We start from the raw sequence: 24,811 nt of genomic DNA on the forward strand, positions 1-24,811 counted from the left end.
GATTCCATCATAAGAGCGATCTTCTCCTTCGCCGATGACGGACCTTGATCGAAAGGCTAAGGTAGCCGGGCGGGAGTTCTCCCCCCTATTGCGGTGAGCCGCGTTCTCCTTCTTTCACTTGCACATCGGACCCAACCCCACCGCCACGCGGCAGACCGTCGACAGCGAAGGAGCCTTTCGGTGGACCATTCCAACCACACCACCACCCTTCTGCAGGCAGGCGGCCAGACCGCCATCTCCGACAGGATGCGGGAGCTGCTGGCGCGTGCCGCCCAGGATCACGTGTACGAACAGCGCACGCAGGGAGCCGTCCTCGACGAGATCCGGCAGCGGCTGGAGGGCATGGAATGGCTCCTCCGCGAGGTGCGCGAGCGTGAGCTCGGCGGGCTGAGCGGCACCCTGGAGACCGTCTCCGGACGGCTCGACGACATCGCCGCCAAACCGCCCATGTGGGCCGAAGGGCTGGCCCAGCACGTCGAGGCGGTGCGCGACCACGTCGACGCCGTCGGCGAGCAGGTCGGCGGCGTCGACACCCGGGTGGACGCGGTCAGCCAGCGGGTCCACCCGATCCTGGAGCTGCCCAAGCTGCGCGCCGACCTCGGCACCGTGTCCGAGAGCGTCGAGGAGGCGCTGAGCCGGCTGCAGTCGGTGCTGGAGGTCACCGACGGGGTGACCCAGCGGATGGGCGAGGTCACCAGCAAGCTGGCGCAGGTCAGCGCCGGCATGGAGGTCGCCGCCGGGCGCTTCACCCGCATCGACAAGTCGCTGGCCGAGCTCCACTCGCGCACCGAGCGGGTCGAGGGCGTGATGCTCGACCTGTCCGACAGCCTCGACGAGCGCCTGGCCCTCGCCGCCCAGCAGCTCACCACCGCGACCGAGCAGGTCACGGCCAAGGTCGACGCGCTGGAGGAGCGGCTGCTCGGCCGCCTCGACGACGCCGAGCAGCGGCTCGGCGGACGCTTCGACGGCGTCGACGGCCGGATCGACCGGGTCGACGGGCGGCTCGTCGCGATCGACTCGCGCCTGGAGAGCGTCGACGTGCGCTTCGAGAGCACCGACGAGACGCTGGCCGGGATCGAGGGCCGCCTGCAGAGCCTCGACGGCCGCGCCGCCGCCACCGACACGCGCCTCGACGGCTTCGGCACCCGCCTGGCCTCCGTCGACGGCCGCCTCAGCTCGATGAACGGCGAGCTCACCGGCCACGCCGCCCGCTTCGACGCCCTCGCACAGAGCCTCACCGGCCACGACAAGCGCCTCGACGCCCTCACCGACCGCCTCCACGGCCACGACGGCCACTTCGACACCCTGACCAAGCAGCTCGGCGGCCACGACGAGCGCTTCGACCGCCTCGACAGCCGGCTCGGCGAGCACGACGAGCACTTCGACGCGCTCGCCGAGCGCCTCGGCGGCCAGGGCGACCGGTTCGACGCGCTGGCCGAGCGCCTGGCCGCGGCCGAGGAGCACCTGGTCACCCGGGTCGACGGTCTCGACGCCCACCTCAGCGGCCTCACCACCCGCTCCGAGCAGGCCAGCGAGGCCCTGGAGAGCGTCGGCGAGACCATCGGCAGGCTCCCGGCCGCGCTGGCCATCGACGAGCGCATCGGCGAGCTGCTCGACACCCACCGCGACGAGCACCTGCAGCGGCTGACCGAGGCCGCGACGTCGCTCACCGAGGTCGTCCGCTCCCGCCCCGACCGCGACGCGCTGGCCGAGACGGTCTCCGGCATCGTCGAGCCCGCCACAGCCGACCTCAACAAGCGCCTGGGAGCCCTGGAGGAGACCATGCTGGCCCTGGCCGAGGCCCTGCTGCGGCCGACCCGCGCCAAGGACTGACGCGGCCGCTCAGCGCCGCGGCGTGATGACGGTCGACAGCCCGTCCAGCACCCGTTCGAGACCGAACGCGAAGATCGTCTCCAGGTCGATCGCCACCCTGGGGTCGGTCACCTGCTTGATGAGCCGTCCCTCGACCGTCAGGCGCCGCGACATCCACTGCGTGCTGGTCAGCCCGGTGTCGCGCTCGGCGTCGGTCTCGCTCTCGATGTTGACCGCCGTGCCGCGCACGTAGTTGACCAGGGTGGCGTAGACGAGCAGCCGCGTGTCGGCGGGCAGGCCGAGGTCGTCCAGCGCCCGCAGCGACCACTGGGCGTAGGCCACCATGCCGGGCAGCACGATCGGCCTGGTGACCGACACCACCCGGGGCAGCCACGGGTGACGCTGGTAGGCCGCCCACTGCAACCGGGCGGCCACCCGCAGGTGGGAGCGCCAGCCCGGCGGCGGCTCGGGATAGTCGATCTCGGCGAACGCCGCGTCGGCCATCAGCCGGGCCAGCTCGCCCTTCGACTCGACGTGGCGGTAGAGCGACATCGTCGCCACGCCGAGCCGGGAGCCGACCGAGCGCATGGACAGCGAGGCCAGCCCGTCGACGTCGGCGATCTCGATGGCGGCGCGGACGATCCGGTCGCGTTCGAGCGTCTCGGCGGAGCGCCTGGGGGCGGCCTGGGCGGCGACCACGGAGCCCACCCGGGGCGCCGACTCGATGACGCCCGCCTGCTTGAGCGCGGTCAGCGCCTTGGTGGCGGTCGCCATCGCCACGCCCCACTCCCGCATGATCGCCCGGGTCGTGGGGACCGGATCACCGGGTCGCAGCTCGCCCTCGGCGACGCGCCGCTCGATGTCGGCGACGATCCGCTGGTAGGGCGGACGGGGGTCGGTCACGATCCAACAGTGTCACACGGGCTCGGGCAGCCAGCTGCCGTGCAGCCCGAGCGGCACCCGTACGGGAAGGTGGATCCTGGCGACGGGGGCGCCGGTGAAGTCCTGCGCCGACAGGATCACCAGGTCGCTCGCGCCGCGCTCCGGGTCGGACACGTACGTGAGCAGGTACCCGTCGTCCTCGCCGGTCCCCGTGGCGGCGAACACGGCCTCCCCGACCGACTCGCCCCGGCCGAAGCCGTGCACCTCGGTGGTGCCGCGGTCCAGGTCGTGCTTGACCAGGGCGTTGGTGAAGGCGTCGTCGGGAGGCGCGCCCGCGGGCGTGAACGGGATGCCGTACAGGTCCGTGGCCGCCGCGTAGCCGTAGCGGTGGCGGCGGGAGGTGCGTGACTCGTTCAGGCGCGGGAAGTCCTGCGGCCGGTCGTCGAGGCGCCGCTGGACGACCCGGTCGGTCTCGATCGTCCACCGGTCAAGGGCGGGGCGGATGCCGCCGGGGTCGGCCGGGTCGAACGGCCCGTCGGCGGTGACCAGGTCCACGACGATCGCGCCGCCGTCCTCGTAGGCGTTGAGCGTGTGGCTGACGTGCACCGGATCGATCTCCAGCCAGCGCACCTCGCCTCCGGCGCGCGGCATGACGCCCACCCGGGTGGGGTGCCCGGGCAGCCAGCGGCACTCGAACCCGTCGAACCCGAGCGGCGTGTCCCACAGGACGACGTGGTTCTCGGTGAGCGCGAAGTCGTGCATGAACGGCGTCCGCGTGAGCGGGATCGACGTGCTCGCCATCACGGCGGCGTCGGGGCCGGTCACAATGTACTGCACGAAGCTCTGGCCCACCTGGTACGACAGCGAGTGCAGCGCGCCGGTGAGCGGGTCGTGCTTGGAGTGGGCGCCGGCCGTGAAGCCCTCAGGGGTGCCGCCGAGCGCGCACACGCCCACCGTGCCGAGCTCGGCGTCCAGCTCGGCCGGCGGCAGCCCGCCCTCCGCCAGCGCGAACGTGCGGGCGGCGTGCTCGATCACGTGCACCATCGGCCCGTGGCCGGGCGTGCGGACCCAGCGGTTGCGGTACCACTCGGCCCGGCCGTCGCGCAGCCGCACCCCGTGCACCATGCCCTGGCCCATGCCCCAGATGTGCACGGCGGGGTCCTCGATGCCCAGCGGGTTGGGGCCGTTGCGCAGGTAGCGGCCGTTGAGCTCGGCCGGCACGCGCCCGGTGACCGGCAGGTCGTAGGCCGTGACTTCCTCGGTGACGGGCGCGAACGGGCCCTCTGTGTACTTCATGCTGACAACGTACGCAGAGGGCCCGGAAAAGCCTTCCCAGCAGGGGGAATTCCCCCGAGTTGCACTAGTGCAGCCTCACACGTGGACGGTGGTGATCGGCAGCGAGGAGTCGGCCGGGATCTCCAGCGTCGACGGCGTCACCCCGGCCGCCACCAGGTCGGAGCCGAGCGCGGCGACCATGGCGCCGTTGTCGGTGCACAGGCCGGGCCGGGGCACCCGCAGCCGGACGCCCGCCGCGTCGCACCGCTCCTGGGCCAGCGCGCGCAACCGTGAGTTGGCCGCCACGCCGCCGCCGATGAGCAGGTCGTGCACCTCGTACTTCTTGCACGCCTGCAGCGCCTTGCGGGTGAGCACGTCGACCACGGCCTCCTGGAAGGAGGCGGCCACGTCGGGCACGTGGATGCGCTCGCCGGACGACTCGCGGGCCTCCACCCAGCGGGCGACGGCGGTCTTGAGCCCGGAGAAGGAGAAGTCGAGCGTGCCGTCGTCCATCTTGCCGCGCGGGAAGGCGACGGCGGCGCCGGAGCCGTCGCGGGCGGCCCGGTCGATGTGCGGCCCGCCGGGGAACGGCAGCCCGAGCACCCGCGCCACCTTGTCGAACGCCTCGCCCGCCGCGTCGTCGACGGTCGAGCCGAGCGAGATCACGTCTTCGGCCACGTCGGGCACCAGCAGCAGCGAGGAGTGGCCGCCGGAGACGAGCAGGGCGATGCACGGCTTGGGCAGCGGCCCGTGTTCGAGCTGGTCGACGGCGACGTGCGCGGCCAGGTGGTTGACGCCGTAGAGGGGCACGCCGAGGCCGAGCGCGTAGGACTTGGCGGCGGCGACGCCGACGAGCAGCGCCCCGGCCAGCCCCGGGCCGGCGGTGACGGCGATGGCGTCGATGTCGGAGAACTTCAGCCCGGCGGCGGACAGCGCGGCCTCGACCGTCGGCGTCATGGCCTCCAGGTGCGCCCGCGAGGCCACCTCCGGCACCACGCCGCCGAAGCGGGCGTGCTCGTCCATGCTGGAGGCGATGGTGTTGGCCAGCAGCGTGTGGCCTCTGACGATGCCGATGCCGGTCTCGTCGCAGGACGTCTCGATGCCCAGGACCAGGGGTGCGTCAGCCATCCAGCTTCCTTCTCATCATGATCGCGTCGGTGCCGTCCTCGTAGTAGCGGCGGCGGGTGCCGATCTCCTCGAACCCGAAGTGCGTGTAGACGCCGCGGGCGACCGGGTTGTCCTCGCGCACCTCCAGGAAGATCTCCCTGGCGCCCCTGCGGCCGGCCTCCTGCAGCAGGGCGGAGAGCATGGCGCCGCCGACGCCGGTGCCGCGGTGGGTGTCGAGCACCGCGATCGTCTGCACGTCGGCCTGGTCGGCGGCGACGGCGAGCCCGGCGTAGCCGACGATCTGCTCCTCGACCAGGGCCACCACGTAGTGGCGGGTGCGCGGCTGGTCGGCCAGCTCGCCGCGCATCATGCCCTCGCTCCACGCGTCGCGCGGGAACGTGGCCCGCTCGATCGCCATGACCGCCGGCAGGTCGGCCTCGGTCATCTGCCGCAGCTTCACGCCGTCACCTTCTTGGGCGCCCCGGGCACCACGGCGTCGGGGCGGCGCAGGTAGATCGGGCGCGGCGGGTCGAGCGGGGCGCCCGCCGCGATCCGCTCGGCCGCGAGCGCGGCCAGGAACCCGGCGTACGGGTAGGCGGGGGCGACGGCGGGGCCCAGGACGTCGCGGTAGAGCTCGGCCCCGGCCACCGGCAGCCCCTCGACGGGCACGTCGGCGGGCCGGTCGACGTGCGGGCCGTCGACCCTCGTGCGGCGGTCGGAGTAGCGGGCCCAGAAGACCTCCTTGCGCCGCGCGTCGGTGGCGACCAGGAACGGCTCCTCCAGCCCGGACCCGTAGGCGACGGCGTCGAGCGTGCAGATGCCGTGGGCGGGCACGCCGAGGGTGGTCGCCAGGCCCTGCGCGGTCATCAGCCCGACGCGCAGGCCCGTGTAGGGGCCGGGGCCGCTGCCCGCGACGACGGCCGTGACGTCGCGCAGCGCGACCCCCGCCTCGGCGAGGACGCGCTCGACGGTGGGCACGAGCAACTCGCCGTGGCGGCGCGCGTCGATCGTGGTGGATTCGGCGAGCACCCGCTGCCCGTCGTGAAGGGCGGCGGTGACGGCGGGCGTCGCGGTGTCAAAGGCCAGGACCAGCACGACTGCTTAGCCTACCGGCCCGACAGGTCAGACCCGGCCGCTCCGCCGATTCGGCTGCCGGTGCTTCAGGACCAGCCGGTCCGCTGTCTGAGCCATTCCAGCGCCACCACGCCCTGGGCCCGCTGGAAGGCGCGCAGGGTCGGCAGGCCGGGCGGCGCCGGCTGGCGGGACTGCCGGACGAAGAAGCCGGTGAGGGCGGTGACGGCCTTGGTGACGTCCGGGTCGGGGTCGGGCAGCAGCTCGTGCGGCGGCGGCCCGCCCTGCATGCCGACCGACGGCAGCATCGCCACCCGGTCGTACCAGGCGGCGGCCCGCGACGCCCACGGCCAGTCGACGACGTAGACGCGCCCGTCCGAGATGAGCACGTTGTCGGCCCGCAGGTCGCAGTGGGCCAGCGTGTCGCCCGCCGCCGCCTCGGCCCAGCCGGACTCCAGCTCGGCCAGCGCCGGCAGGTGGCGCAGCGCCCACGGGTCGAGCCCGGTGGTGTCCTCGCCGAGCAGCCTGCGCCAGCCCTGGAAGGACGGCCCCATGACCTCCCCGATCGGCGGCACGTCCACCGGTGACGGCGTGAGCGCGGCCGACATCCGCTCGACGGCGTCGAGCACCAGGTCCAGCTCGTCGCGCCGCCACGGCATGGCCGGGTGGCGGCCCTCGACGTCCTCGAACGCCATCGCCACCCACCCGTCGAGCTCGAACGCGTCGAGCAGCCGGGGCGCCGGCACCGAGGCGGGCAGGGCGGCGGCGACCCGGGCCTCGGCCCGGTAGATGCGCACCGCCTCGGCGTTCGGCTCGGGGCCGACGGCCTTGACGAAGGCCCGGCGGCCGTTGGCGGCGCGCAGCCGCACGGCGGCGGCCGGGGAGAAGCCGCCCTCCTGGGTGACCGCCTCGGCGACGGGCGCGCCGAGCAGTTTCTCGACCGCCTCGCGGACGCCCGGGTGCACCTCGGGCCAGGGCACCCGGGAGCCGGACGCGGGCGGGCTGGTGTCCACGCTCATGCCCTCCATCGTCACAGAGGGGCGCAACCGCTTTTTCAGGCCTCGCTGGCGTACACGATGATGTTGTCCAGGTACTCGCCCTTGGCGTAGTCGAACTTGCCGCCGCAGGTGACGAGCTTGAGCCCGTCCTCGACGTAGACCTTGCGCAGCGGGAAGTCGTCCTTGTGCACCTGCTCGATCGCGGTGACCTTGTACTCGACGACCTTGCCGTCGCTGCGTTCGACCTTGACCGTCTCGCCCTTGCGGACCTGGCGGAGCTTGTAGAAGACGGCCGGCGAGGTCTTGGTGTCGACGTGGCCGACGATGACGGAGGCGCCCTTCTCGCCCGGCACGGCGCTGCCGGTGTACCAGCCGGCGACCTTGGGCTTCTCGTACGGCGGCAGCTCGACCTCGCCGTCCTTGAGCCCGAGCTTCATCAGCGGCGCCTCGACGTCGATCGAGGGGATGTCGATGCTGCGGGGCACCACGCCGGCCGCCGTCTCCTCGGGGGCGGACTGCATGTTCTTGCCGAAGGCGACCAGCACGAGGCCGGTCACGGCGCCCGCGAGGACGACCCGTCCCGAACGCGCCATCTTCAGGACCGGCGGCGCTTGACCGCGATCCCGATCCCGGCAGCGGCAGCGACGCCGAGCGCCAGGCCCACGGGCACGAGCGGGATCGACGAGCCCTCGTCGACGTCCTTGCCGAAGGTGCCGCCGCCGCCGGCCCTGGGGGCCTTGGTGGGCACGTCGTCGGGCAGCGGCTCGGGCGCGCGGACGCGCAGCGTGGCCCGGCCGACGTGGTTGGTGCCGTCGCACTTGACGTCGACCCGGTAGGAGCCGCGCCGGACGGTGCCGTTGACCTGTGCCTGGCCGCGCACCCAGGCGCCGCCAGCCCGGGCGCCGGTCGGCGAGGGCGAGGAGGTCGCGGCGTCGGCCGGGTTGAGCGTGACGCCGCTGACGAACGCCCGGGACGTCGCGGTGCCGCTGTGGGCGGGGCCGCCGGTGGGCTCGGGGCAGTTGGCCAGCACCCACACGGTCGAGGTCTCGCCCGCGGTGACGCGGTCGGGGTTGAGCTGGACCAGGATGGACGGCCGGGTGGCCGCCGGGCTCGCCGTCGAACTGGTGGTGGCGGTGGGCGCCGCCGTGGGGCTGCCAGTGGGACTGCCGGTGGGACTCACTGTCGGGGAGGCCGACCCCGACGGCGGTGTTTGCGCCTCCGCCGAACAACCGGCGAGGCCGATCATGAGGATGGCTCCCGCGTACGCGACCTGGCTGACCCTGAGCACCGCCGCACCCCACTCCGCCGTCTTTCACCAAGCATCCACCAGTTTTCGTGGATGCCGCCCCTCCTGATACCCAGAATTTCTGGGCCAACCCTTACCAATGATCATGTTTCATGTCATCGGCGTGATACGTCAAGGGTGACAGGATCACCGGGGCGTGGCGGTGGTTTTACTCTTGTGCCCCTTCAGACGGCGTGTCGTCGGCCCAGCGAGCGCCGACGCCGCGCAGGGTGACCAGGCGGGCCTCGTCACCCGCCTCGCGGTCGATGTGGATCTCCAGCCGGTCGTCGGACAGCCCCTCGACCAGCCCCTCGCCCCACTCGACGACGGTCACCGAGTCTTCCAGCGAGGCGTCGAGGTCGAGGTCGTCCACCTCCAGGTCGCCGCCGAGCCGGTAGGCGTCGACGTGGACCAGCGGCGGCCCGCCGGCCAGCGACGGGTGGACGCGGGCGATGACGAACGTGGGCGAGGTGATCGGCCCTCGCACCTTCAGACCCTCGCCGATGCCCTGCACCAGCGTGGTCTTGCCGGCGCCGAGCGGCCCCGACAGGACCACCAGGTCGCCGGGCCGCAGCCGGGCGGCCAGCCGGGCGCCGAACGCGCGCATCTCCTCGGCGGTCGGCAGCCTCACAGCGCCACCCTCTTGATCAGGTCGCGCAGCGCGTCGTTGACCACGCCGGGCCGCTCGAGCTGGAGCAGGTGCGAGGTGTCGGGCACCTCGGTGAGCTGGGCCTTGGGCAGCGCCTCGGCCATCGCCCGGCTGTGGTCCGGCGGGGTCAGCCAGTCCTTGTCCCCCACCATGATCGCGGTGGGCACGGGGTCGAGGACGTGCAGCGCGGACAGCTTGTCGTGGTCCATCAGCGCCGGGTAGAAGTCGGCGACCACCTCGGTCGGCGTGCCCCGGATCATGGACTCGGCGAAGTCGACCACGGTCGGGCTGACGTTCTTGGAGTCGCCGAAGCCCATGTAGCGGGTCATGAGGAAGGCGATGTCGCTGCCCGCGTGGCGGGTGCGGTCGATGAACGAGCCGCGGCGGCCCAGCATCGACACGGTCGTGGGGGCCAGCTTGTGCACGACCTTGGAGGCCAGCGCGGGCAGGCCCAGGGTCAGCTCGGCGAGCTTGCCGGCCGAGGTGGACAGCAGGGCCACGCCGCGCACCTTGTCGCCGAACAGCTCGGGGCGGCTGTCGGCCAGCGCCATGATCGTCATGCCGCCCATGGAGTGGCCGACGAGCACGCAGGGGCCGGGCACGTACTGCTCGATGACCTCGGCCAGGTCCTGGCCGAGCCGGTCGATCGTGCTGTCGTCGGCCGCGCCGCGCTGGGAGCGGCCGTGGGAGCGCTGGTCCCACAGCACCATGCGGTGCTGCTCGCGCAGCTCGCGGCGCTGGTAGTGCCACGACTCCAGGCTGAGGCAGTAGCCGTGGCAGAAGACGAGGGTGAGCGGCGCGTCGTCGGGGCCGTCGACCTCGACGTGCAGCGCCCTGCCGTCGGAGGTGATCAGCGTGTGCTCGCGCCCGCGCAGCTCGCCGAACGGCTCGCTCGCCTCGGTGTCGGGGCGCAGCCGGATGCGGCCGACCGCGTAGCGCTTGGCCATGGCGGCCGCGGCGATCCCCGCTGAGGCGGCGCCGACGAGCGCGCCCGCGATGCCGACCTTCCGCCGTGTTGTCGTCGTCATGTCCCTCAGCCTTCGTACACCCTCGGCACCCGAGCGCCGATCCTCGTCACGATCTCATGAGTGATCGTGCCGAGGGTATCGGCCCACTCCTGGGCGGTCGGCTCGCCCTGACCGCCCGGCCCGAACAGGATGACCTCGTCGCCCGCGGCCAGCGGGTCGTCACCCACGTCGATCATGAACTGGTCCATGCACACCCGACCGGCCACCAGCCTGCGACGGCCTCCCGCCAGCACCTCGGCCCGCCCCGTCGCGTGCCGCAGGATTCCGTCGGCGTACCCGAGCGGCACCAGGCCAAGCGTCGTCTCGCGATCCGTGATGTAAAGGTGTCCGTAGGACACTCCGGAGTCCTCAGGGACGCGTTTGGCGAGGGCGATGCGGGCCGTCAGCGTCATCGCCGGGGTGAGCCCGAAGTCGCCCGCCTCCGGGATCGGGCTCAGCCCGTACATGGCGATGCCGGGCCTGACCAGGTCGTAGTGGGTCCGGGGCAGGGTCAGGATGGCGGCGGAGTTGGCCAGGTGCCTGATCACGTGGGAGCCGCCGGCCCCGGCCTGCTCGGCCAGCTTCAGCGCCGTCTCGAACGTGTCGATCTGCGCCTCGATCGAGGAGTGGCCCGGGATGTCGGAGCAGGCGAAGTGCGACCACAGCCCGGTGACCTCGACGGCGCCCTCGGCCTGCAGCGCGACCGCCCTGGCCACCAGGGCGGGCCAGGCGGCGAGCGGGGCGCCGCCGCGGCTCATGCCGGTGTCGGCCTCCAGGTGGACGCGGGCGGTGACGCCGGTGCGGCGGGCGGCGGCGGCGATCTCGTCGAGCAGCTCCTCACTCGCGGCCGACAGCTCGACGTCGGCCCGCAGCGCCTCGTCCAGGGGCTCGCCGGGGGTGAGGAGCCAGGCCAGCACGGGGGCGGTGACGCCGCCCTCGCGCAGCGCGAGCGCCTCCCTGACGAACGCGGTGCCGAGCCGGCTCGCGCCGCCCTCCAGCGCGGCCCGCGAGGCGGGCACCAGGCCGTGCCCGTAGGCGTCGGCCTTGACGGCCCCCATGAGCTCCGCGCCTGAGGCGCGGTCCTTGAGCAGGGCCACGTTATGCCTGATCGCGGCGAGGTCGACGCGCGCCTGCGCGGGGGTCGCCGTCCGGGAGTCCATACCTCTAGTTTGGCAGCTCGTCCCGATGGTCGAGCGCGATTTCCCTGATGGCCGACGGCACCGCGTCCGCCACGTCGGCGGCGGTCAGCGGCGCGCCGCCCGCGGCCCGGCGTCCGGCGAGCCCGTGCAGGCAGGCGCCGCACGCTCCGGCGTCGGCGCTGCTCAATCCCTGGGCGAGCAGCGCCCCGGCGATGCCGGACAGGACGTCGCCGGTGCCTCCGGTGGCCAGCCAGGGGGTGCCCGTCGTGTTGACGCGGGCGGCGCCGCCCGGGTCGGCCACCACCGTGGTGGAGCCCTTGAGCAGCACGGTCACGCCCAGCTCGGCGGCGGCCCGGCGGGCGTGCGCCAGCCGGTCGGCCTCGATCTCCTCCCGCGCGGCCCCGGTCAGGCGCGCCAGCTCGCCGGCGTGCGGGGTGACGAGCACGGGCGCGGCTCGGCGCAGCAGCCCCGGCTCCTTGGCCACGAGGGTCAGGCCGTCGGCGTCGACCAGGACCGGCACGTCCGAGGCGAGCACCCGGGTGGCCAGCTCGCGGGCCCAGCCGCCGGTGCCGAGCCCCGGCCCGAGCACCCACGCCTGCACCCGCCCGACGCGGTCGATCGACGGCTCGGCCAGCTCGGTGATGACCGCCTCCGGCCAGCGCGCCCGCACCTGGTCCGCGGGCCCGGCGGGACCGGCGTAGCGGACCATGCCCGCGCCCGCCCGCAGCGCCCCGCCGACGGCGAGCACCGCCGCGCCCGTGTAGAGGTCGCTGCCGGCCGCGACGCCGACGACGCCCCTGCGGTACTTGTCGGACTCCGCGCCCGGCCTCGGCAGCAGCTCGCGCACGTCGTCGCGGGTCAGCGCCGTCACGTCCGGCTCCGGCAGCCAGGGGCCGAGCCCGATGTCGACCAGCTCGACCCGCCCGGCGTGCCCGGCCGCGGGATCGACGAGCAACCCCGTCTTGTACGCGCCCATCGTCACGGTCAGGTGCGCGCGCACGGCGGCGCCCGCCACCCGCCCGCTGCTCGCGTCCACGCCGCTGGGCACGTCGACGGCCACGACCAGCCCGGGGCCCGCCCCCGCCCGGTCCGCGAGCGCGGCGTACGGCTCCCGGAGCGCGCCGGTGGCCCCGATGCCGACCAGGCCGTCGACGACCAGGTCGGCCCGGTCCAGCGCGGCGGCGTCGCCGATCCGCCCGCCCGCGTCGCGGAAGGCCGCCAGCCCGGCCTCGTGGGTGCGCGACCCGGCGAGCACCGCCTCTACCGCGGCCCCGCGCCTGGCGAGCGCCGCCCCCGCGTACAGGGCGTCGCCGCCGTTGTCGCCGCTGCCCACGAGCAGCACGACGCGGCTGCCGTACACGCCGCCGAGCAGGCCCGCGCACGCGGCGGCGAGGCCGGCGGCGGCGCGGAGCATGAGCGTGCCGCCGGGCAGGCGGGCTATGAGCTCCTGTTCGGCGGCCCTGATCTGGTCGGCGGTGTAGGCGGTGATCATCACGTCATCCTTCGGCGATCACGTAGGCGATGGCGATGCCGCCGTCGTGGCTGAGCGAGACGTGCCAGCGCTTGACGCCGAGGCCGTAGGCGACCTCGGCCACCTTGCCGCTGACGTACAGCTCGGGCTTGCCGTGGGGGTCGCAGCGCACCTCTGCCTCCCGGTGGCCGAGCCCGGGGGGCGCGCCCAGCGCCTTGGCCACGGCCTCCTTGGCGGCGAACCTGGCCGCCAGCGAGTGGACGGCGAGCGGCTGCTCGACCTCGGTGAACAGCCGCTCGCGCAGCGCGGGGGTGCGCTTGAGCGTGGCCTCGAAACGCGCGATGTCGACGACGTCGACCCCGATGCCCAGGATCATGGGGCCCAGGCTATCTAGAAGTCGCCGCGCTGCCAGGGACCCCAGATGGCGAACGAGCGGCCCCGCTTGGACTGGACGTTCACGTACAGGGTGTGGCCGCCGGGGCCGAAGGCGGAGCCGGCGAACTCCGCGCCCGCGTCGCCCGGGATGGGGGCCAGGCGGCAGAAGTCGAAGATCTTCCCGGCTCTGGTGAGGCCGCGCAGGTAGTTGTCGCCGTCGCCGTCCTCGCACAGGACCAGCGTGCCGCGCCTGCTGACGGTCACGTTGTCCGGCAGGTCCAGGGTGGCCGCGCGGGGCGACTGGTAGACGAGCCGGAGCCGGCCGCTCCACGTCTCGTAAGCCCACACCTGGCCGCGGCCCCGGCCGAAGCCGTCGGGCGGCGTCTCGCCGGGCGCGGGGTCGCCGCCCTGGGTGGAGACGAAGTAGACGATGCCCTGGTGGAAGACGGCGCCTTCGAGCCTGGAGAAGATCGCCGCGCCCGCCGCCCGGCCCTGCCTGCCGACCGCCTGCACGGCGACGTCGTTGGACGGCCTGCCGGTGAACGCGGGGTCGGGGTCGTCGATGTCCACCCAGGTGGTGGCGAAGGCCGCGCCGGGCTCCTGCCCGGTGGACAGGTCGGCGCGCGGCCGGTCGGCGACGGCGAGCATCTGGAGCTTGCCGTCGTCGAGCAGCCGCCCCTCGCGCATCGGATGCCGGGGCGGCACGTAGCGGTAGAAGCCGGACGGGAAGCCGAAGTTGTCCTCGGTCAGGTAGAGCGTGCCGGTGGCCGGGTCGAAGGCCGCCGACTCGTGCGCGAACCGCCCGGCGGCCCTGATCGGCCTGGCCCGCGAGACGCCCTTGAGCGGCACCTCGAAGAGATAGCCGTGCTTCTCGGTCAGCCGGGAGTTGTCGCCGCCGGTGAAGTCGTCGCCCACGTCGGGCCCGTTGACGGTCTCCTCGCAGCTCACCCAGGCGCCCCAGGGCATCGGGCCGCCCGAGCAGTTCATCATCGTGCCGGTCAGCGACGGCCTGCTCTCGGCCACCTCGCCGTAGCGGCTGACCCGCAGCGTCGCCGTGCCGCCGCCCGCCATCGGGTCGTACGCGAGCCGCTCGTCGCCGAACGCGCCGACGGGGCCGTTGACCTCGTGGTTGCGCACCAGGATCGCGCTGCCGCGCGGCCCGGGGAACGCGGCCATCCCGTCGTGCCTGCCGGGCACCGTGCTGCCGTCGGAGAACTTCTCCCCGGCCGCGTTGAACGAGCGGTAGCGGAACCCCTCGGGCAGGTGCAGCCGCACCTCGCCGTCGCGCTGGTCGGCGACGGGGACGAGCCGCCCGTAACCGGGCGCGGGGGCGGCGCCGCCGCGCTGCCCCGCGCAGGCCACGCCGGCGAACGGCCCGGCGGCCAGGACGGCCCGGGTCAGGAAGCCGCGTCGGTCCATGCGAACTCGGTCCATGCGAAAACCCTCTTCATTCCCCGAACTGAGTATCGGTAATCCCCCGATTTTGTCCACAGGCTGTGGATACCCCGGCCGGAACCGCATTCTGACACCATCGCTACGCTGCCAGGGTGAACAACGGTTACGTTGAACTGAGCAGGGAGCAGTGGAGCGAGCTCCGCAAGAACACGCCCTTGACTCTCACGGCGGACGAGCTCGAAGAGCTGCGAGGCGTCGACGACCCCATCGACCTCGCCGAGGTCACCGACATCTACCTGCCGCTGACCCGGCTGCTGAACCTGCACTTCACCGGTTCGCAGCAGCGCAGCAGCGTGCTGAGCGCGTTCCTCGGGCGACCCGGCGGACGGATGCCGTACATCCTCGGCATCGCGGGCAGCGTCGCGGTCGGCAAGTCGACGACGGCGCGACTGCTGCACACGCTGCTCGCCCGCTGGCCCGAACACCCCCACGTGGAGCTGATCACCACCGACAGCTTCCTCTACCCCAACGCGGTGCTGGAGTCCAAGGGCATCATGCACCGCAAAGGCTTCCCCGAGAGCTACGACCGCAGGGCGCTGGTGCGGTTCGTGGCCGAGGTCAAGGCGGGCGCGGCCGAGGTGAACGCACCGGTCTACAGCCACCTGGAGTACGACATCGTCCCCGGCGCCCGCCAGACCGTGCAGAACCCCGACATCCTGATCATCGAGGGGCTCAACGTCCTCCAGCCCGCCCCGCCCACCTCACTCGCCGTCAACGACTACTTCGACTTCTCCATCTACGTGGACGCCAAGGTCGAGGACATCCGCACCTGGTACGTCGACCGGTTCCACAAGCTGCGCCGCACCGCGTTCGAGGACCCCAAGTCCTACTTCCGGCACATCGCCGAGCTGTCCTACGAAGAGGCCACCGAATTCGCGGTCAACGTCTGGCGCGACATCAACGAACGCAACCTCGTCGAGAACATCGCCCCCACCCGCGGCCGCGCCGACCTCGTCCTGCACAAGGGTGCCGACCACTCCGTCAGGCGGGTACGGCTTCGCCGGACCTGAACACCTCGTCGAACAGGTAACTCGCGAACCGCCCCGAACAGCCCAGGTCGTCGATGTCCGCGAACCAGCACTCCTCGCCGTGGTCATGACATGTCAACATCCGCATGAAGTCAGCCTGCCTGATCACGTTCAACGGAACGTCAACGTCGGATGGACGACAATGGCCGGGTGCTCCATCTGCGTCTGATCAGCCCGGCCGACCGCACCGGCGAGGTGCTGGAGGTGCTCGACGACTGCGCCGGCGTCACCAACGTCGCGGTCCTGCCGGGCGCCGCCCACCGGCCGCCCGGCGACCTGGTGCTGTGCGACCTCGCGCGCGAGTCGGCCAACGAGGTCATCGGCCGGCTCGAATGGCTCAAGGACGAGGGCTCGATCGCGGCCGAGCAGCTCGACATGGCCCTGTCCAGGGCCGCCGAGGAAGCCGTCGAGGAGGCGCCGGGCGACCCCGACGACGCGGTGGTGTGGGAGGACCTGGCCCAGAAGGTGCACGCGGACTCCCGCATCACCTGGGCGTACCTGGCCTTCCTCGGCATCGCCACGCAGCTCGCGGGCATCGCCGTGCTGCAGGACTCGGTCATCCTCATCGTCGGCGCGATGGTGCTCGGGCCGGAGTTCGGCGCGGTGGCCGCGATCTGCTTCGGGCTGCTGGGCGGCCGGCTGCACCTGATCATCGGGGCGTTCCGGACGCTGGTCGCCGGGTTCGCGTTCGCGATCGGGCTCACGTTCGCCTGCGCGTTCGTCTCGTACCGGCTCGGCTGGATCGGCCCGGAGAGCCTGCGGACGAACGTCGAGGTCGGCTTCATCGTCACGCCCGACCGCTGGTCGTTCATCGTGGCCGTGCTGGCCGGGGCCGCCGGGGTGCTGTCGGTCACGGCGGGCAAGTCGTCGGCGCTGATCGGCGTGTTCATCTCGGTCACCACCGTGCCCGCCGCCGGCTACATGGCGGTGGCGCTCGCCCTGGGCGAGTGGCGGGCGGTCGCCGGGTCGGTCTCGCAGCTCGCGCTGAACGTGCTCGGCATGGTCATCGCCGGCACCGCCACCCTGTGGGTCCAGCGGAAATTCTGGCCTCAGGTAGGACGCCGTTCATCCCCGGGGACGAGGCCCCGCGAGCACCTGGGCGGGTAGTGTCCCGGGCATGCACATCCTCGCCACCGAGGGGCTGACCAAACGCTTCCCCACCGTCACGGCGCTCGACCAGCTCACGGTCACCGTCGGAACCGGCGTCACCGGCCTCGTCGGGGCGAACGGCGCGGGCAAGTCGACGCTCATCAAGATCCTGCTCGGCCTGCTGCCCGCCTCCTCGGGGACCGCCCGGGTGCTCGACCTCGACGTGTCCACCCGGGGCGCCGACATCCGCAGGCTCGTGGGTTACATGCCCGAGCACGAGTGCCTGCCGCCCGACGTGTCGGCCACCGAGTTCGTGGTGCACATGGCGCGCATGTCCGGCCTGCCGCGCACGGCCGCCCGCGAGCGGGCCGCCGACGTGCTGCGCCACGTGGGCCTGGCCGAGGAGCGCTACCGCCCGATCGGCGGCTACTCGACCGGCATGAAGCAGCGGGTCAAGCTGGCCCAGGCGCTCGTCCACGACCCCAAGCTGATCTTCCTGGACGAGCCGACCAACGGCCTCGACCCGCGCGGCCGCGACGAGATGCTGGCGCTGATCAGGCGCATCGGCACCGAGTTCGGCATCAGCGTGCTGGTCACCTCACACCTGCTCGGCGAGCTTGAGCGGATCTGCGACCACGTGATCGTCATCGACGCCGGGCGGCTGCTGCGCTCCTCGGCGATCACCGAGTTCACCCAGGCGACCCGGACCGTCACGGTCGAGGTCGACGAGGGCACCGAGCCGCTGGCCGCCCGCCTGACCGAGCTCGGCCAGAAGGTCAGCCCGCACGGCCGCCTGCTGCTCGTCGAGGTGTCCGGCCCCGGCACCTACGACGCGATCCGCGACGCCGCCGTCGACCTCGACCTGTGCCTCATCCGGCTGGAGCAGGGCCGCCACCGCATCGAGGACGTCTTCCGGGAGGAGGCGGCCCATGTCTGAGATCTACGACATCGGCTATCGCCACTACGACGGCCCCCGCCTCGGCGGCGGCCACGCCACGCGGGCGCTGGCCGTCCACAGCCTGCGCGGCATCTACGGCCTCGGCCGCACCGCGCGCAGCAAGATCATGCCGTTCTCGCTGGCCACCATCATGCTGCTGCCCGCCGTCGTGTCCGTCGCCGTCATGGCGATGCTCGGCGAGCGCGCCATGACCTACAGCGGCTACGCCGTCATCATGCAGCCGATCGCGGCGATCTTCCTCGCCTCGCAGGCGCCCACCGCCGTCGCCCCCGACCTGCGCCACCGGGTGCTGCCGCTTTACCTGTCGCGCCCGATCACGGTCACCGCGTACGTGGGGGCCAAGGTCGCGGCCATGACCGGGGCGCTGTTCCTCATGCTCGCGGCGCCGCTGATCCTCATGTACGTGGGCGAGCTGGTCATCGACCTCGACGGGCCGCCGCAGACCAAGGAGTTCCTCGGCGCCCTGTCGATGGCCCTGGTGCTGGCGCTGCTGCTGGCCACGTTCGGCCTGGCACTGGCCTCGCTGACGCCCCGGCGCGGGCTCGGCGTCGCCTCGGTCATCGCCGTCTACCTGCTGTCCTTCGCCTCGGTCCCGCTCGTCTACACCGCGCTGGACATGTCGGGCTACCATTCGGCCGCCTCGTGGGCCTGGCTGATGAACCCGTTCTGGCTGGTCGACGCGGTGCAGGTGTGGCTGTTCGACACCCCGCCCAACGCCGACGGCGCCTACCCCGGCGGCCCGATGCCGGCCGTCATCGTGGTGGCGCTCATCGGCCTCGCCCTGGCGGTCCTGGCCGCCCGCTACCGGAAGGCCGCCTCGCGATGAAGATCGAGCTCGCGCAGGTGTCGCGCTGGTACGGCAACGTCGTCGCGGTCAACGACGTCACGATGACGATCGGGCCGGGGGTGACCGGGCTGCTCGGGCCCAACGGCGCCGGCAAGTCGACGCTGCTGCACATGATGGCCGGCTTCCTGGCGCCCTCCGGCGGCACGGTCACGCTGGACGGCCAGAACGTCTGGAAGAACCACCATATTTATCGAAATATCGGGTTAGTGCCCGAACGGGAGGGCGTCTACGGCTTCCTCACCGGCTGGCAGTTCGTCCTGTCCGCCGCCAAGCTCCACGGCCTGCCCGACCCCGCCCAAGCCGCCCGCAAGGCCCTGGCCACCGTCGAGATGGAGGCCCCCAAGGACCGCCGCGTCGAGACCTACTCCAAGGGCATGCGCCAGCGCGTCAAGGTCGCCGCCGCACTCGTCCACGACCCGGACGTGCTCCTGCTGGACGAGCCCTTCAACGGCATGGACCCGCGCCAGCGCATGCACCTGATGGACCTGATCCGCGCGATGGGCGCCGCCGGCAAGACGATCCTGTTCAGCTCCCACATCCTCGAAGAGGTCGAGCGGGTCGCCCAGCAGATCGAGGTCGTGGTCGCCGGCAGGCACGCCGCCTCCGGCAACTTCCGCGAGATCCGGCGCCTGATGACCGACCGGCCCCACCTGTTCAAGATCCGCTCCAGCGACGACCGCAGGCTGGCCGCGGCCCTCCTCCTCGACGACTCCACCGGCGGCGTCACGCTCGGCCCCGACGGGCTGGAGGTGCAGGCCACCGAGCTGCGGCGCTTCGCCCGCCTGCTCCCCCGCGTGGCCCGCGCCGAGGGCGTCCACCTCCAGCAGGTGTCACCCGCCGACGAGGACCTGGAGAGCGTCTTCTCCTACCTGATCACCAGGAGCACCTGATGAACACCGTGGTCGCAGGCATCACCTACCGGGCCCTGCTCGGCAGGCGGCGCATCATCCTGCTGCTCCTCCTGCCGCTCGCCCTCATCGGCCTGGCCGTGCTGCTCCGCGTCATCGGCAGCGACGACCAGCGCTCGGCCGTGCTGCTGATGGAGAAGTTCGCCATCGGCACCATGCTGCCGCTGCTCGGCCTCATCGCCGGCACCGGCGTCATCGCCCCCGAGATCGACGACGGCACCATCATCCACCTGCTGTCCAAGCCGATCTCCCGCCCGGCCATCACACGGACGAAGTTCCTGGTGGCGGCCTCGCTCCTGGCGCTGTTCGCCGCCGTGCCCACCTACGTCGCCGTCTGGCTCCTGGTCGGCAACGAGGACGGCCTCGCCCCCGGCTTCGCCCTCGGCGCCCTGGTCGCCGGCATCGCCTACGCCGCCGTCTTCCTGCTCCTGGGCATCGTCACCCGCCACGCGGTCACGATCGGCATCACCTACGCCCTCGTCTGGGAGAGCCTCGTCGGCGGCTTCGTCCCCGGCGCGCAGCAGTTCTCGATCCAGCGGTGGGCCCTGACCGTCGCCGACCAGCTCTCCGACTCGCCGTTCCTCACCACCCGGGTCACGTTCGGCTTCGCCGTCCCGGCCCTGGTCGTCGTCACCGTCGGCGCCGTCCTCTGGGCGGGCCACCGCCTGCGCGGCTTCGCCCTCACGGGCGACGAGTGACCGATCTCCGGGTACGGGATCCCGTACCCGGAGAAGACGTCAGGCGCAGGCCACGCGGACGACGTCGGCGAGGCGTTCGGCGACCTTGGTCGCCTGCTCCTCCGAGGCCGCCTCGACCATCACGCGGATCATCGGCTCGGTGCCGCTGGGCCGGATCAGCACCCGGCCCGTCTCGCCCAGCTCCGCCTCGGCCTCGGCGACCGCGGAGGTGAGCTCGCCGGCCGACGCCTTGCCCCGGTCGACGTCCTTGACGTTGATCAGGATCTGCGGCAGCGCCGTCATGATGGACGCCAGGTCGCGCAGCGTGCTCCCCGAACGGGCCACCACCGACAGCAGGTGGAGCGAGGTGAGCAGGCCGTCGCCCGTGGTGGCGTGGTCGAGCATGATGACGTGGCCCGACTGCTCGCCGCCCAGGTTGTAGCCTTCGCTCTTCATGCGTTCCAGCACGTAACGGTCGCCGACGGCGGTCTCCACCACCGTGATGCCCGCCTCGCGCATCGCCAGCTTGAAGCCCAGGTTGGACATGACGGTCGCGACCACCGTGTCCTTGGCCAGCGTGCCGGCGGCGTGCATGTCGGCGGCGAGGATGGCCATGATCTGGTCGCCGTCGACGATCGCGCCGGTGTGGTCGACCGCCAGGCAGCGGTCGGCGTCGCCGTCGTAGGCGATGCCCAGGTCGGCGCCGCGCGAGACCACCACCTGCTGGAGCTTGTCCAGATGGGTGGAGCCGTAGCCGTTGTTGATGTTGAGGCCGTCGGGCCTGGCGCCGATCGCCTCGACGCGGGCGCCCGCGCGCAGCAGCGCCTCCGGGGCCACCATGTGGGCCGCGCCGTGGGCGCAGTCGACCACGATGTCCAGCCCGTCCAGCCGCCCCGACACCGTGTCGAGGACGTGCGTGATGTAGCGGTCGGCCTCACCGTAGGCGTCGCGGACCCGGCCGACGGCCGCGCCGACGGGACGGCTCCAGTCCTCGCCGAGCCGCCGCTCGATCTCGTCCTCGACCGCGTCGGACAGCTTGAAGCCGCCCCGCGCCAGGAACTTGATGCCGTTGTCGGGCGCCGCGTTGTGCGACGCCGACAGCATGACGCCGAGGTCGGCGCCGAGCGCGGCGGTGAGGTGGGCGACGGCCGGGGTGGGCAGCACGCCGAGGCGCAGCACATCCACTCCAGACGACGCGAGGCCGGCGACCACGGCGGCCTCGAGAAATTCTCCCGAGGCACGCGGGTCCCGGCCTACGACCGCCACCGGCCGCTGCTTGCGGCCTGAGCCGCTGGAGCCGGTGGCGGCGAACACGCCTGCATCGCCGAGGACGTGAGCCGCCGCGACCGAAAGGTCCATGGCGAGCTCGGCCGTGAGGTCGCGTCCCGCGACCCCACGTACCCCGTCGGTGCCGAAAAGCCGCGCCAACTTAGCGCTTGCTGTACTGCGGAGCCTTGCGGGCCTTCTTGAGGCCGTACTTCTTCCGCTCCGTGGCGCGGGCGTCACGGGTGAGGAAGCCGGCCTTCTTCAGCGGCGGGCGGTTGACCTCGACGTCCAGGATCGCCAGGGCGCGGGACAGACCCATGCGCAGCGCGCCGGCCTGACCGGTCACGCCGCCGCCGTCGATGCGCGCGATGACGTCGAACGCCTCTTCGGCGCCGAGCACCACGAAGGGCTCGTTGACGATCTGCTGGTGGACCTTGTTCGGGAAGTAGACGTCCAGCGAACGACCGTTGATCGTCCACTTGCCGGTGCCGGGGACGATGCGCACGCGGGCGATCGCCTCCTTACGGCGGCCGGTGCCGTACGAGTTGCCCGTGGTGACGGGCTTGCGCACGGGAGCGTCAGCGCTGGCGGTGGATTCGGTGGTGTACTCGGACGGGAACTCCTCGCCGGAGTAGTCCTCGACCTCGGCCGTCTCGACGGCCGTCTCGACACCGGTGGGCTCAGCCACGGTTCTCCTCTAACTCTTTCGCGAACTACTACTGGGCGATCTGGGTGATCTCGAACGGCACCGGCTGCTGGGCCTGGTGCGGGTGCTCGGAACCCGCGTAGACCTTCAGCTTCTTGGCCATCTTCCGGCCGAGGGAGTTCTTCGGCAGCATGCCCTTCACGGCCTTCTCCACGGCCTTGTCCGGGCGCTTGTCCATGAGCTCGCCATAGCTGACGGAACGCAGACCGCCCGGGTAACCCGAGTGGCGGTAGGCCTTCTTCTGCTCACGCTTGTTGCCGCTGAGCGCGATCTTGTCCGCGTTGATGACGATGACGAAGTCACCGGTGTCGACGTGGTTGGCGAAGATCGGCTTGTGCTTGCCGCGGAGCAGGGTCGCGACGTGGCTGGCCAGCCGGCCCAGCACGACATCGGTCGCGTCGATGACGTACCACTGACGCTGGACGTCGGCGGGCTTCGGTGAGTACGTGCGCACGGTCGTAGCCTTCTTTATGCTCGCGTCTTCGGCGCGCTGCCGGATGCGGCAGCGCTTGGGGTCGGTCGGTGCGGGCACACGACGGCCCGGACCTTCCGTCTCCGCACAGATGGGAGATGACGCCGGACGCGCCGCGCATTGGTCACGCTGGACCTATGCACACAACGAACGATTAGGTTACCCGCCCGAACGGCGGCAGGTCAAAAGACCGGTAACCCTGGTCGAGTCTACCTGATCACAGAACGGTTCTATTTCAGTTCCCTGAGATCCCTTCTTCACCAGGACGAGACATCCCTATCGTTGGTGGCGGTATGTGGCAGAGTTCTCACACCCGGCACACCCAGCGGAGCGCACGGCGCCGGAACCATCTGGGTCTGCTGGCCTGCCTCATGGCCGCGCTGTTCACCGGAGTGCTGCTCGGCCGCATGTCGGGCGATCCCGTGCCGACCGGCCACATCTACCTCAACGAGGCCACCCCGGCCGCCACCCCCAAGGCCGCCGCCCCGGCGCAGAAGCGGGCCGCCCAGCCGATGGCCGAGGCCGTGCCCCGCCAGACCACCACCGCCGCCGCGCCCCGCGCCCGCCACCGGCAGGTCAGGCCCACGCCCAGCCCCACCGACCAGGTGCCCGGCTACACCGCCGACGAGCCGGTCCAGGTCCTGCGCGACAGCGAGCCCGTACAGAGCGTGCCGGGCATGGCCTCCGAGGTCGTCCGCCTCACCAACACCGCCCGCGCCAGGCAGGGCTGCGGCCCGCTGCGCGCCGACGCCCGGCTGACCAGGGCCGCCCGGGAGCACTCGTACGAGATGGCCCGCTCCGGCCAGTTCACCCATGAATCGCCCGACGGGTCCTCGCCCTGGGACCGCATGGAGCGCGCCGGCTACCCCGCGGGCGCCGCCGAGAACATCGGCCGCGGCTACTCCTCCGCCGAGGAGGCCGTGAGCGGCTGGCTCGACAGCCCCGACCACCGGCGCAACATCCTCAGTTGCGACTTCAAGGCCATCGGCGTCGGCGTGGTCTCCAGCCCCGAGGGCATCTGGTGGACCCAGGACTTCGGACGCTCGTGACCTTCGCACGGTAATGTCTCCGCATGGGTTTTCCCGACGAACGTGAATCCGGCACGGACAGCACCCCCCGCCGCTCCCGCAGGGACCGCAAGGCCGACGCCGACCCCGGTTCCTTCGCCGGCGCCTTCACCCCGGCCGGCCCTCCGCCCCCCGGCGGCGCCCCCAACCAGGGCGGCCTCGGCGGCCTGGGCGGCCCCCCTTACTCCAGCGGCGCCCCCAACCCGGGCGGCGGCCCCAACCCCGGCGGCGGCCCCAACCCCGGCGGCGGCCCCAACCCGGGCGGTGCCCCCAACTCGGGTGGCGCTTTCAACCCGGGCGGCGGCCCCAACTCGGGTGGCGCTTTCAATCCGGGTGGCGGCGGCCCCAACCCCGGCGGTGCTTTCAATCTGGACGGCGCCCCCTCCCCGGACGGGGACCCCGACGCCGACGCGCCTCTGGACGAGCCCAAGCGCGGCCGCAGGTCCGGCTCCAACCGCTCCGAAGGCAAGCGCCCCCGGCAGACCTGGAGCCCCTACGACGAGGAGAACCGCTCGCGCGGCCCGCTCTGGGCGGTCGTCGCCGGCGTCGCCGTGCTCGGCCTGTTCGGCGGCGGCCTGGCGATCATGTTCAACGCCGACGACCCGGCCACCACCGCCGCCAACTCCGAGCAGCGCACCTCCGCCCCGCTCCCGTCGCCCCCGCCCGGCGAGTTCGGCTACGCCGCCAGCCGCAGTACGGACCCCGATCCGCTCACGGTCAAGGAACTCTTCCGGGCCAAGAAGTTCACGGTCTCCGGCCGCGCCTACCAGATGACGGTCACCAGCAAGGACAAGAAGTGCGCCGACGGCGTGCTCGGCGACAAGATGGCCAAGGCACTCAAGAGCGGCAAGTGCACCCAGATGATGCGGGCCAGCTTCCGCGACAAGTCCGGCAAGGTGATCGGCACCGTCGGCGTCGCCAACCTCAACACCTACAAGAGCGCCGCCAAGGTGGCCAAGGCCGGCGGCACCGCCGACTACGTCAAGCCGCTCGCCGGCAAGGACGAGATCACCAAGTTCCTCGGCTCGGGCAGCGGCGGCGCCAAGGTCTGGGCGCATGGCCACTACGCGGTGCTGGTGTGGTTCCAGAGCAAGGACGGCGTCAAGCCCGACAAGAAGCTGTCGAAGCAGCTCTTCCAGGCGGCCGAGGACATCACCAAGCAAACGGTCTTCCAGGCCCTCGACAGGCGGGCGCTGACCGGGATGCGCGCAACCTGATATCGGCCATCCGGTCGGTTAACCCCGCAAACAGGACGATCGATCCGACC

General features: G+C 72.4%; 27 protein-coding genes. 9 read left to right on the plus strand and 18 right to left on the minus strand.

Annotated features, from left to right (window positions below):
* Positions 1-180 precede the first annotated feature (180 nt).
* Positions 181-1,833: a hypothetical protein gene (locus AB0G11_RS37230; RefSeq protein ID WP_357591376.1), complete on the plus strand. Its 1,653-nt coding sequence runs from the start codon at positions 181-183 to the stop codon at positions 1,831-1,833.
* A 9-nt stretch (positions 1,834-1,842) separates the two neighbouring features.
* Here AB0G11_RS37230 and AB0G11_RS37235 read toward each other — a convergent pair whose 3' ends face one another.
* The 14 genes from AB0G11_RS37235 to AB0G11_RS37300 form a co-directional block, all read right to left on the minus strand.
* Entirely contained in the window at positions 1,843-2,715 is an 873-nt protein-coding gene (locus tag AB0G11_RS37235; protein ID WP_219500495.1) for a TetR/AcrR family transcriptional regulator C-terminal domain-containing protein, read from the minus strand.
* Between the two features lie 12 nt (positions 2,716-2,727).
* Positions 2,728-3,990: a carotenoid oxygenase family protein gene (locus AB0G11_RS37240; RefSeq protein WP_219500493.1), complete on the minus strand. Its 1,263-nt coding sequence runs from the start codon at positions 3,988-3,990 to the stop codon at positions 2,728-2,730.
* Positions 3,991-4,065: 75 nt separating this feature from the next.
* Positions 4,066-5,097: a tRNA (adenosine(37)-N6)-threonylcarbamoyltransferase complex transferase subunit TsaD gene (tsaD, locus tag AB0G11_RS37245; RefSeq protein ID WP_219500491.1), complete on the minus strand. Its 1,032-nt coding sequence runs from the start codon at positions 5,095-5,097 to the stop codon at positions 4,066-4,068.
* Positions 5,090-5,521, minus strand: a complete 432-nt coding sequence (gene rimI, locus AB0G11_RS37250; protein WP_219500775.1) for a ribosomal protein S18-alanine N-acetyltransferase — start codon at positions 5,519-5,521, stop codon at positions 5,090-5,092. The genes tsaD and rimI overlap by 8 nt, the downstream gene beginning before the upstream one ends.
* 11 nt (positions 5,522-5,532) lie before the next feature.
* Positions 5,533-6,171 carry a tRNA (adenosine(37)-N6)-threonylcarbamoyltransferase complex dimerization subunit type 1 TsaB gene (tsaB, locus tag AB0G11_RS37255; protein WP_219500488.1) on the minus strand — a complete coding sequence of 213 codons (639 nt, stop codon included), beginning with the start codon at positions 6,169-6,171 and terminating at the stop codon, positions 5,533-5,535.
* Between the two features lie 65 nt (positions 6,172-6,236).
* Positions 6,237-7,166 (minus strand): phosphotransferase, encoded by a 930-nt coding sequence (locus AB0G11_RS37260; protein WP_357591378.1) that lies wholly within the window; start codon positions 7,164-7,166, stop codon positions 6,237-6,239.
* A gap of 35 nt (positions 7,167-7,201) precedes the next feature.
* Positions 7,202-7,738, minus strand: coding sequence for a class F sortase (locus tag AB0G11_RS37265; RefSeq protein WP_219500485.1), 537 nt, complete (start codon positions 7,736-7,738; stop codon positions 7,202-7,204).
* 2 nt (positions 7,739-7,740) lie between these two features.
* Complete coding sequence (locus AB0G11_RS37270) at positions 7,741-8,433, minus strand: hypothetical protein (protein WP_357591380.1); 693 nt, start codon at positions 8,431-8,433, stop codon at positions 7,741-7,743.
* A gap of 166 nt (positions 8,434-8,599) precedes the next feature.
* Positions 8,600-9,061 (minus strand): tRNA (adenosine(37)-N6)-threonylcarbamoyltransferase complex ATPase subunit type 1 TsaE, encoded by a 462-nt coding sequence (gene tsaE / locus AB0G11_RS37275; protein ID WP_308125610.1) that lies wholly within the window; start codon positions 9,059-9,061, stop codon positions 8,600-8,602.
* Positions 9,058-10,107, minus strand: a complete 1,050-nt coding sequence (locus tag AB0G11_RS37280; protein WP_219500480.1) for an alpha/beta hydrolase — start codon at positions 10,105-10,107, stop codon at positions 9,058-9,060. The genes tsaE and AB0G11_RS37280 overlap by 4 nt, the downstream gene beginning before the upstream one ends.
* Before the next feature lie 5 nt (positions 10,108-10,112).
* Positions 10,113-11,246, minus strand: coding sequence for an alanine racemase (alr, locus tag AB0G11_RS37285; protein ID WP_219500478.1), 1,134 nt, complete (start codon positions 11,244-11,246; stop codon positions 10,113-10,115).
* Positions 11,247-11,250: 4 nt separating this feature from the next.
* Positions 11,251-12,717 carry an NAD(P)H-hydrate dehydratase gene (locus AB0G11_RS37290; protein ID WP_357591382.1) on the minus strand — a complete coding sequence of 489 codons (1,467 nt, stop codon included), beginning with the start codon at positions 12,715-12,717 and terminating at the stop codon, positions 11,251-11,253.
* Positions 12,718-12,721: 4 nt separating this feature from the next.
* Positions 12,722-13,072 (minus strand): holo-ACP synthase, encoded by a 351-nt coding sequence (locus AB0G11_RS37295; protein WP_219500474.1) that lies wholly within the window; start codon positions 13,070-13,072, stop codon positions 12,722-12,724.
* A gap of 14 nt (positions 13,073-13,086) precedes the next feature.
* On the minus strand, positions 13,087-14,505 hold the full coding sequence (locus tag AB0G11_RS37300) for an alkaline phosphatase PhoX (protein ID WP_357591384.1): 1,419 nt from the start codon (positions 14,503-14,505) through the stop codon (positions 13,087-13,089).
* A 113-nt stretch (positions 14,506-14,618) separates the two neighbouring features.
* Here AB0G11_RS37300 and coaA point away from each other — a divergent pair, with 113 nt between their 5' ends.
* Positions 14,619-15,536 (plus strand): type I pantothenate kinase, encoded by a 918-nt coding sequence (gene coaA / locus AB0G11_RS37305; protein WP_219500472.1) that lies wholly within the window; start codon positions 14,619-14,621, stop codon positions 15,534-15,536.
* Here coaA and AB0G11_RS37310 read toward each other — a convergent pair.
* Positions 15,508-15,642, minus strand: a complete 135-nt coding sequence (locus AB0G11_RS37310) for a hypothetical protein (protein WP_281426775.1) — start codon at positions 15,640-15,642, stop codon at positions 15,508-15,510. The genes coaA and AB0G11_RS37310 overlap by 29 nt on opposite strands.
* Before the next feature lie 62 nt (positions 15,643-15,704).
* Here AB0G11_RS37310 and AB0G11_RS37315 point away from each other — a divergent pair, with 62 nt between their 5' ends.
* The 5 genes from AB0G11_RS37315 to AB0G11_RS37335 are packed head-to-tail and all read left to right on the plus strand — an operon-like array spanning position 15,705 to position 20,054.
* Complete coding sequence (locus AB0G11_RS37315; RefSeq protein ID WP_357591386.1) at positions 15,705-16,661, plus strand: DUF389 domain-containing protein; 957 nt, start codon at positions 15,705-15,707, stop codon at positions 16,659-16,661.
* Positions 16,662-16,671: 10 nt separating this feature from the next.
* Positions 16,672-17,580 carry an ABC transporter ATP-binding protein gene (locus tag AB0G11_RS37320; RefSeq protein WP_219500467.1) on the plus strand — a complete coding sequence of 303 codons (909 nt, stop codon included), beginning with the start codon at positions 16,672-16,674 and terminating at the stop codon, positions 17,578-17,580.
* Positions 17,573-18,427, plus strand: a complete 855-nt coding sequence (locus tag AB0G11_RS37325; RefSeq protein ID WP_357591388.1) for an ABC transporter permease — start codon at positions 17,573-17,575, stop codon at positions 18,425-18,427. Before AB0G11_RS37320 ends, AB0G11_RS37325 begins: the two co-directional genes overlap by 8 nt.
* Positions 18,424-19,338 carry an ABC transporter ATP-binding protein gene (locus AB0G11_RS37330; RefSeq protein ID WP_357591390.1) on the plus strand — a complete coding sequence of 305 codons (915 nt, stop codon included), beginning with the start codon at positions 18,424-18,426 and terminating at the stop codon, positions 19,336-19,338. Before AB0G11_RS37325 ends, AB0G11_RS37330 begins: the two co-directional genes overlap by 4 nt.
* Positions 19,338-20,054: an ABC transporter permease subunit gene (locus AB0G11_RS37335; RefSeq protein ID WP_219500461.1), complete on the plus strand. Its 717-nt coding sequence runs from the start codon at positions 19,338-19,340 to the stop codon at positions 20,052-20,054. The genes AB0G11_RS37330 and AB0G11_RS37335 overlap by 1 nt, the downstream gene beginning before the upstream one ends.
* Positions 20,055-20,093: 39 nt before the next feature.
* Here the strand turns inward: AB0G11_RS37335 and glmM are convergent, their stop codons facing one another.
* From glmM to rplM, 3 genes are read right to left on the minus strand one after another with little or no spacing between them, the layout of a single operon-like run.
* Entirely contained in the window at positions 20,094-21,461 is a 1,368-nt protein-coding gene (glmM, locus tag AB0G11_RS37340) for a phosphoglucosamine mutase (RefSeq protein WP_357591393.1), read from the minus strand.
* 1 nt (position 21,462) lies between these two features.
* Positions 21,463-21,987 carry a 30S ribosomal protein S9 gene (gene rpsI, locus AB0G11_RS37345; RefSeq protein WP_219500457.1) on the minus strand — a complete coding sequence of 175 codons (525 nt, stop codon included), beginning with the start codon at positions 21,985-21,987 and terminating at the stop codon, positions 21,463-21,465.
* Positions 21,988-22,015: 28 nt separating this feature from the next.
* The gene (rplM, locus tag AB0G11_RS37350) at positions 22,016-22,459 is read right to left on the minus strand and encodes a 50S ribosomal protein L13 (RefSeq protein ID WP_106236123.1); all 444 of its coding nucleotides are present in this window, start codon (positions 22,457-22,459) and stop codon (positions 22,016-22,018) included.
* A gap of 311 nt (positions 22,460-22,770) precedes the next feature.
* Here rplM and AB0G11_RS37355 point away from each other — a divergent pair, with 311 nt between their 5' ends.
* Positions 22,771-23,526: a CAP domain-containing protein gene (locus AB0G11_RS37355; RefSeq protein ID WP_357591395.1), complete on the plus strand. Its 756-nt coding sequence runs from the start codon at positions 22,771-22,773 to the stop codon at positions 23,524-23,526.
* 23 nt (positions 23,527-23,549) lie between these two features.
* The gene (locus tag AB0G11_RS37360; RefSeq protein WP_357591397.1) at positions 23,550-24,761 is read left to right on the plus strand and encodes a hypothetical protein; all 1,212 of its coding nucleotides are present in this window, start codon (positions 23,550-23,552) and stop codon (positions 24,759-24,761) included.
* Positions 24,762-24,811 lie beyond the last annotated feature (50 nt).

This window comes from Nonomuraea sp. NPDC023979 (assembly GCF_040639085.1).
GTDB classification, from domain to species: Bacteria; Actinomycetota; Actinomycetes; order Streptosporangiales; family Streptosporangiaceae; genus Nonomuraea; species Nonomuraea ceibae.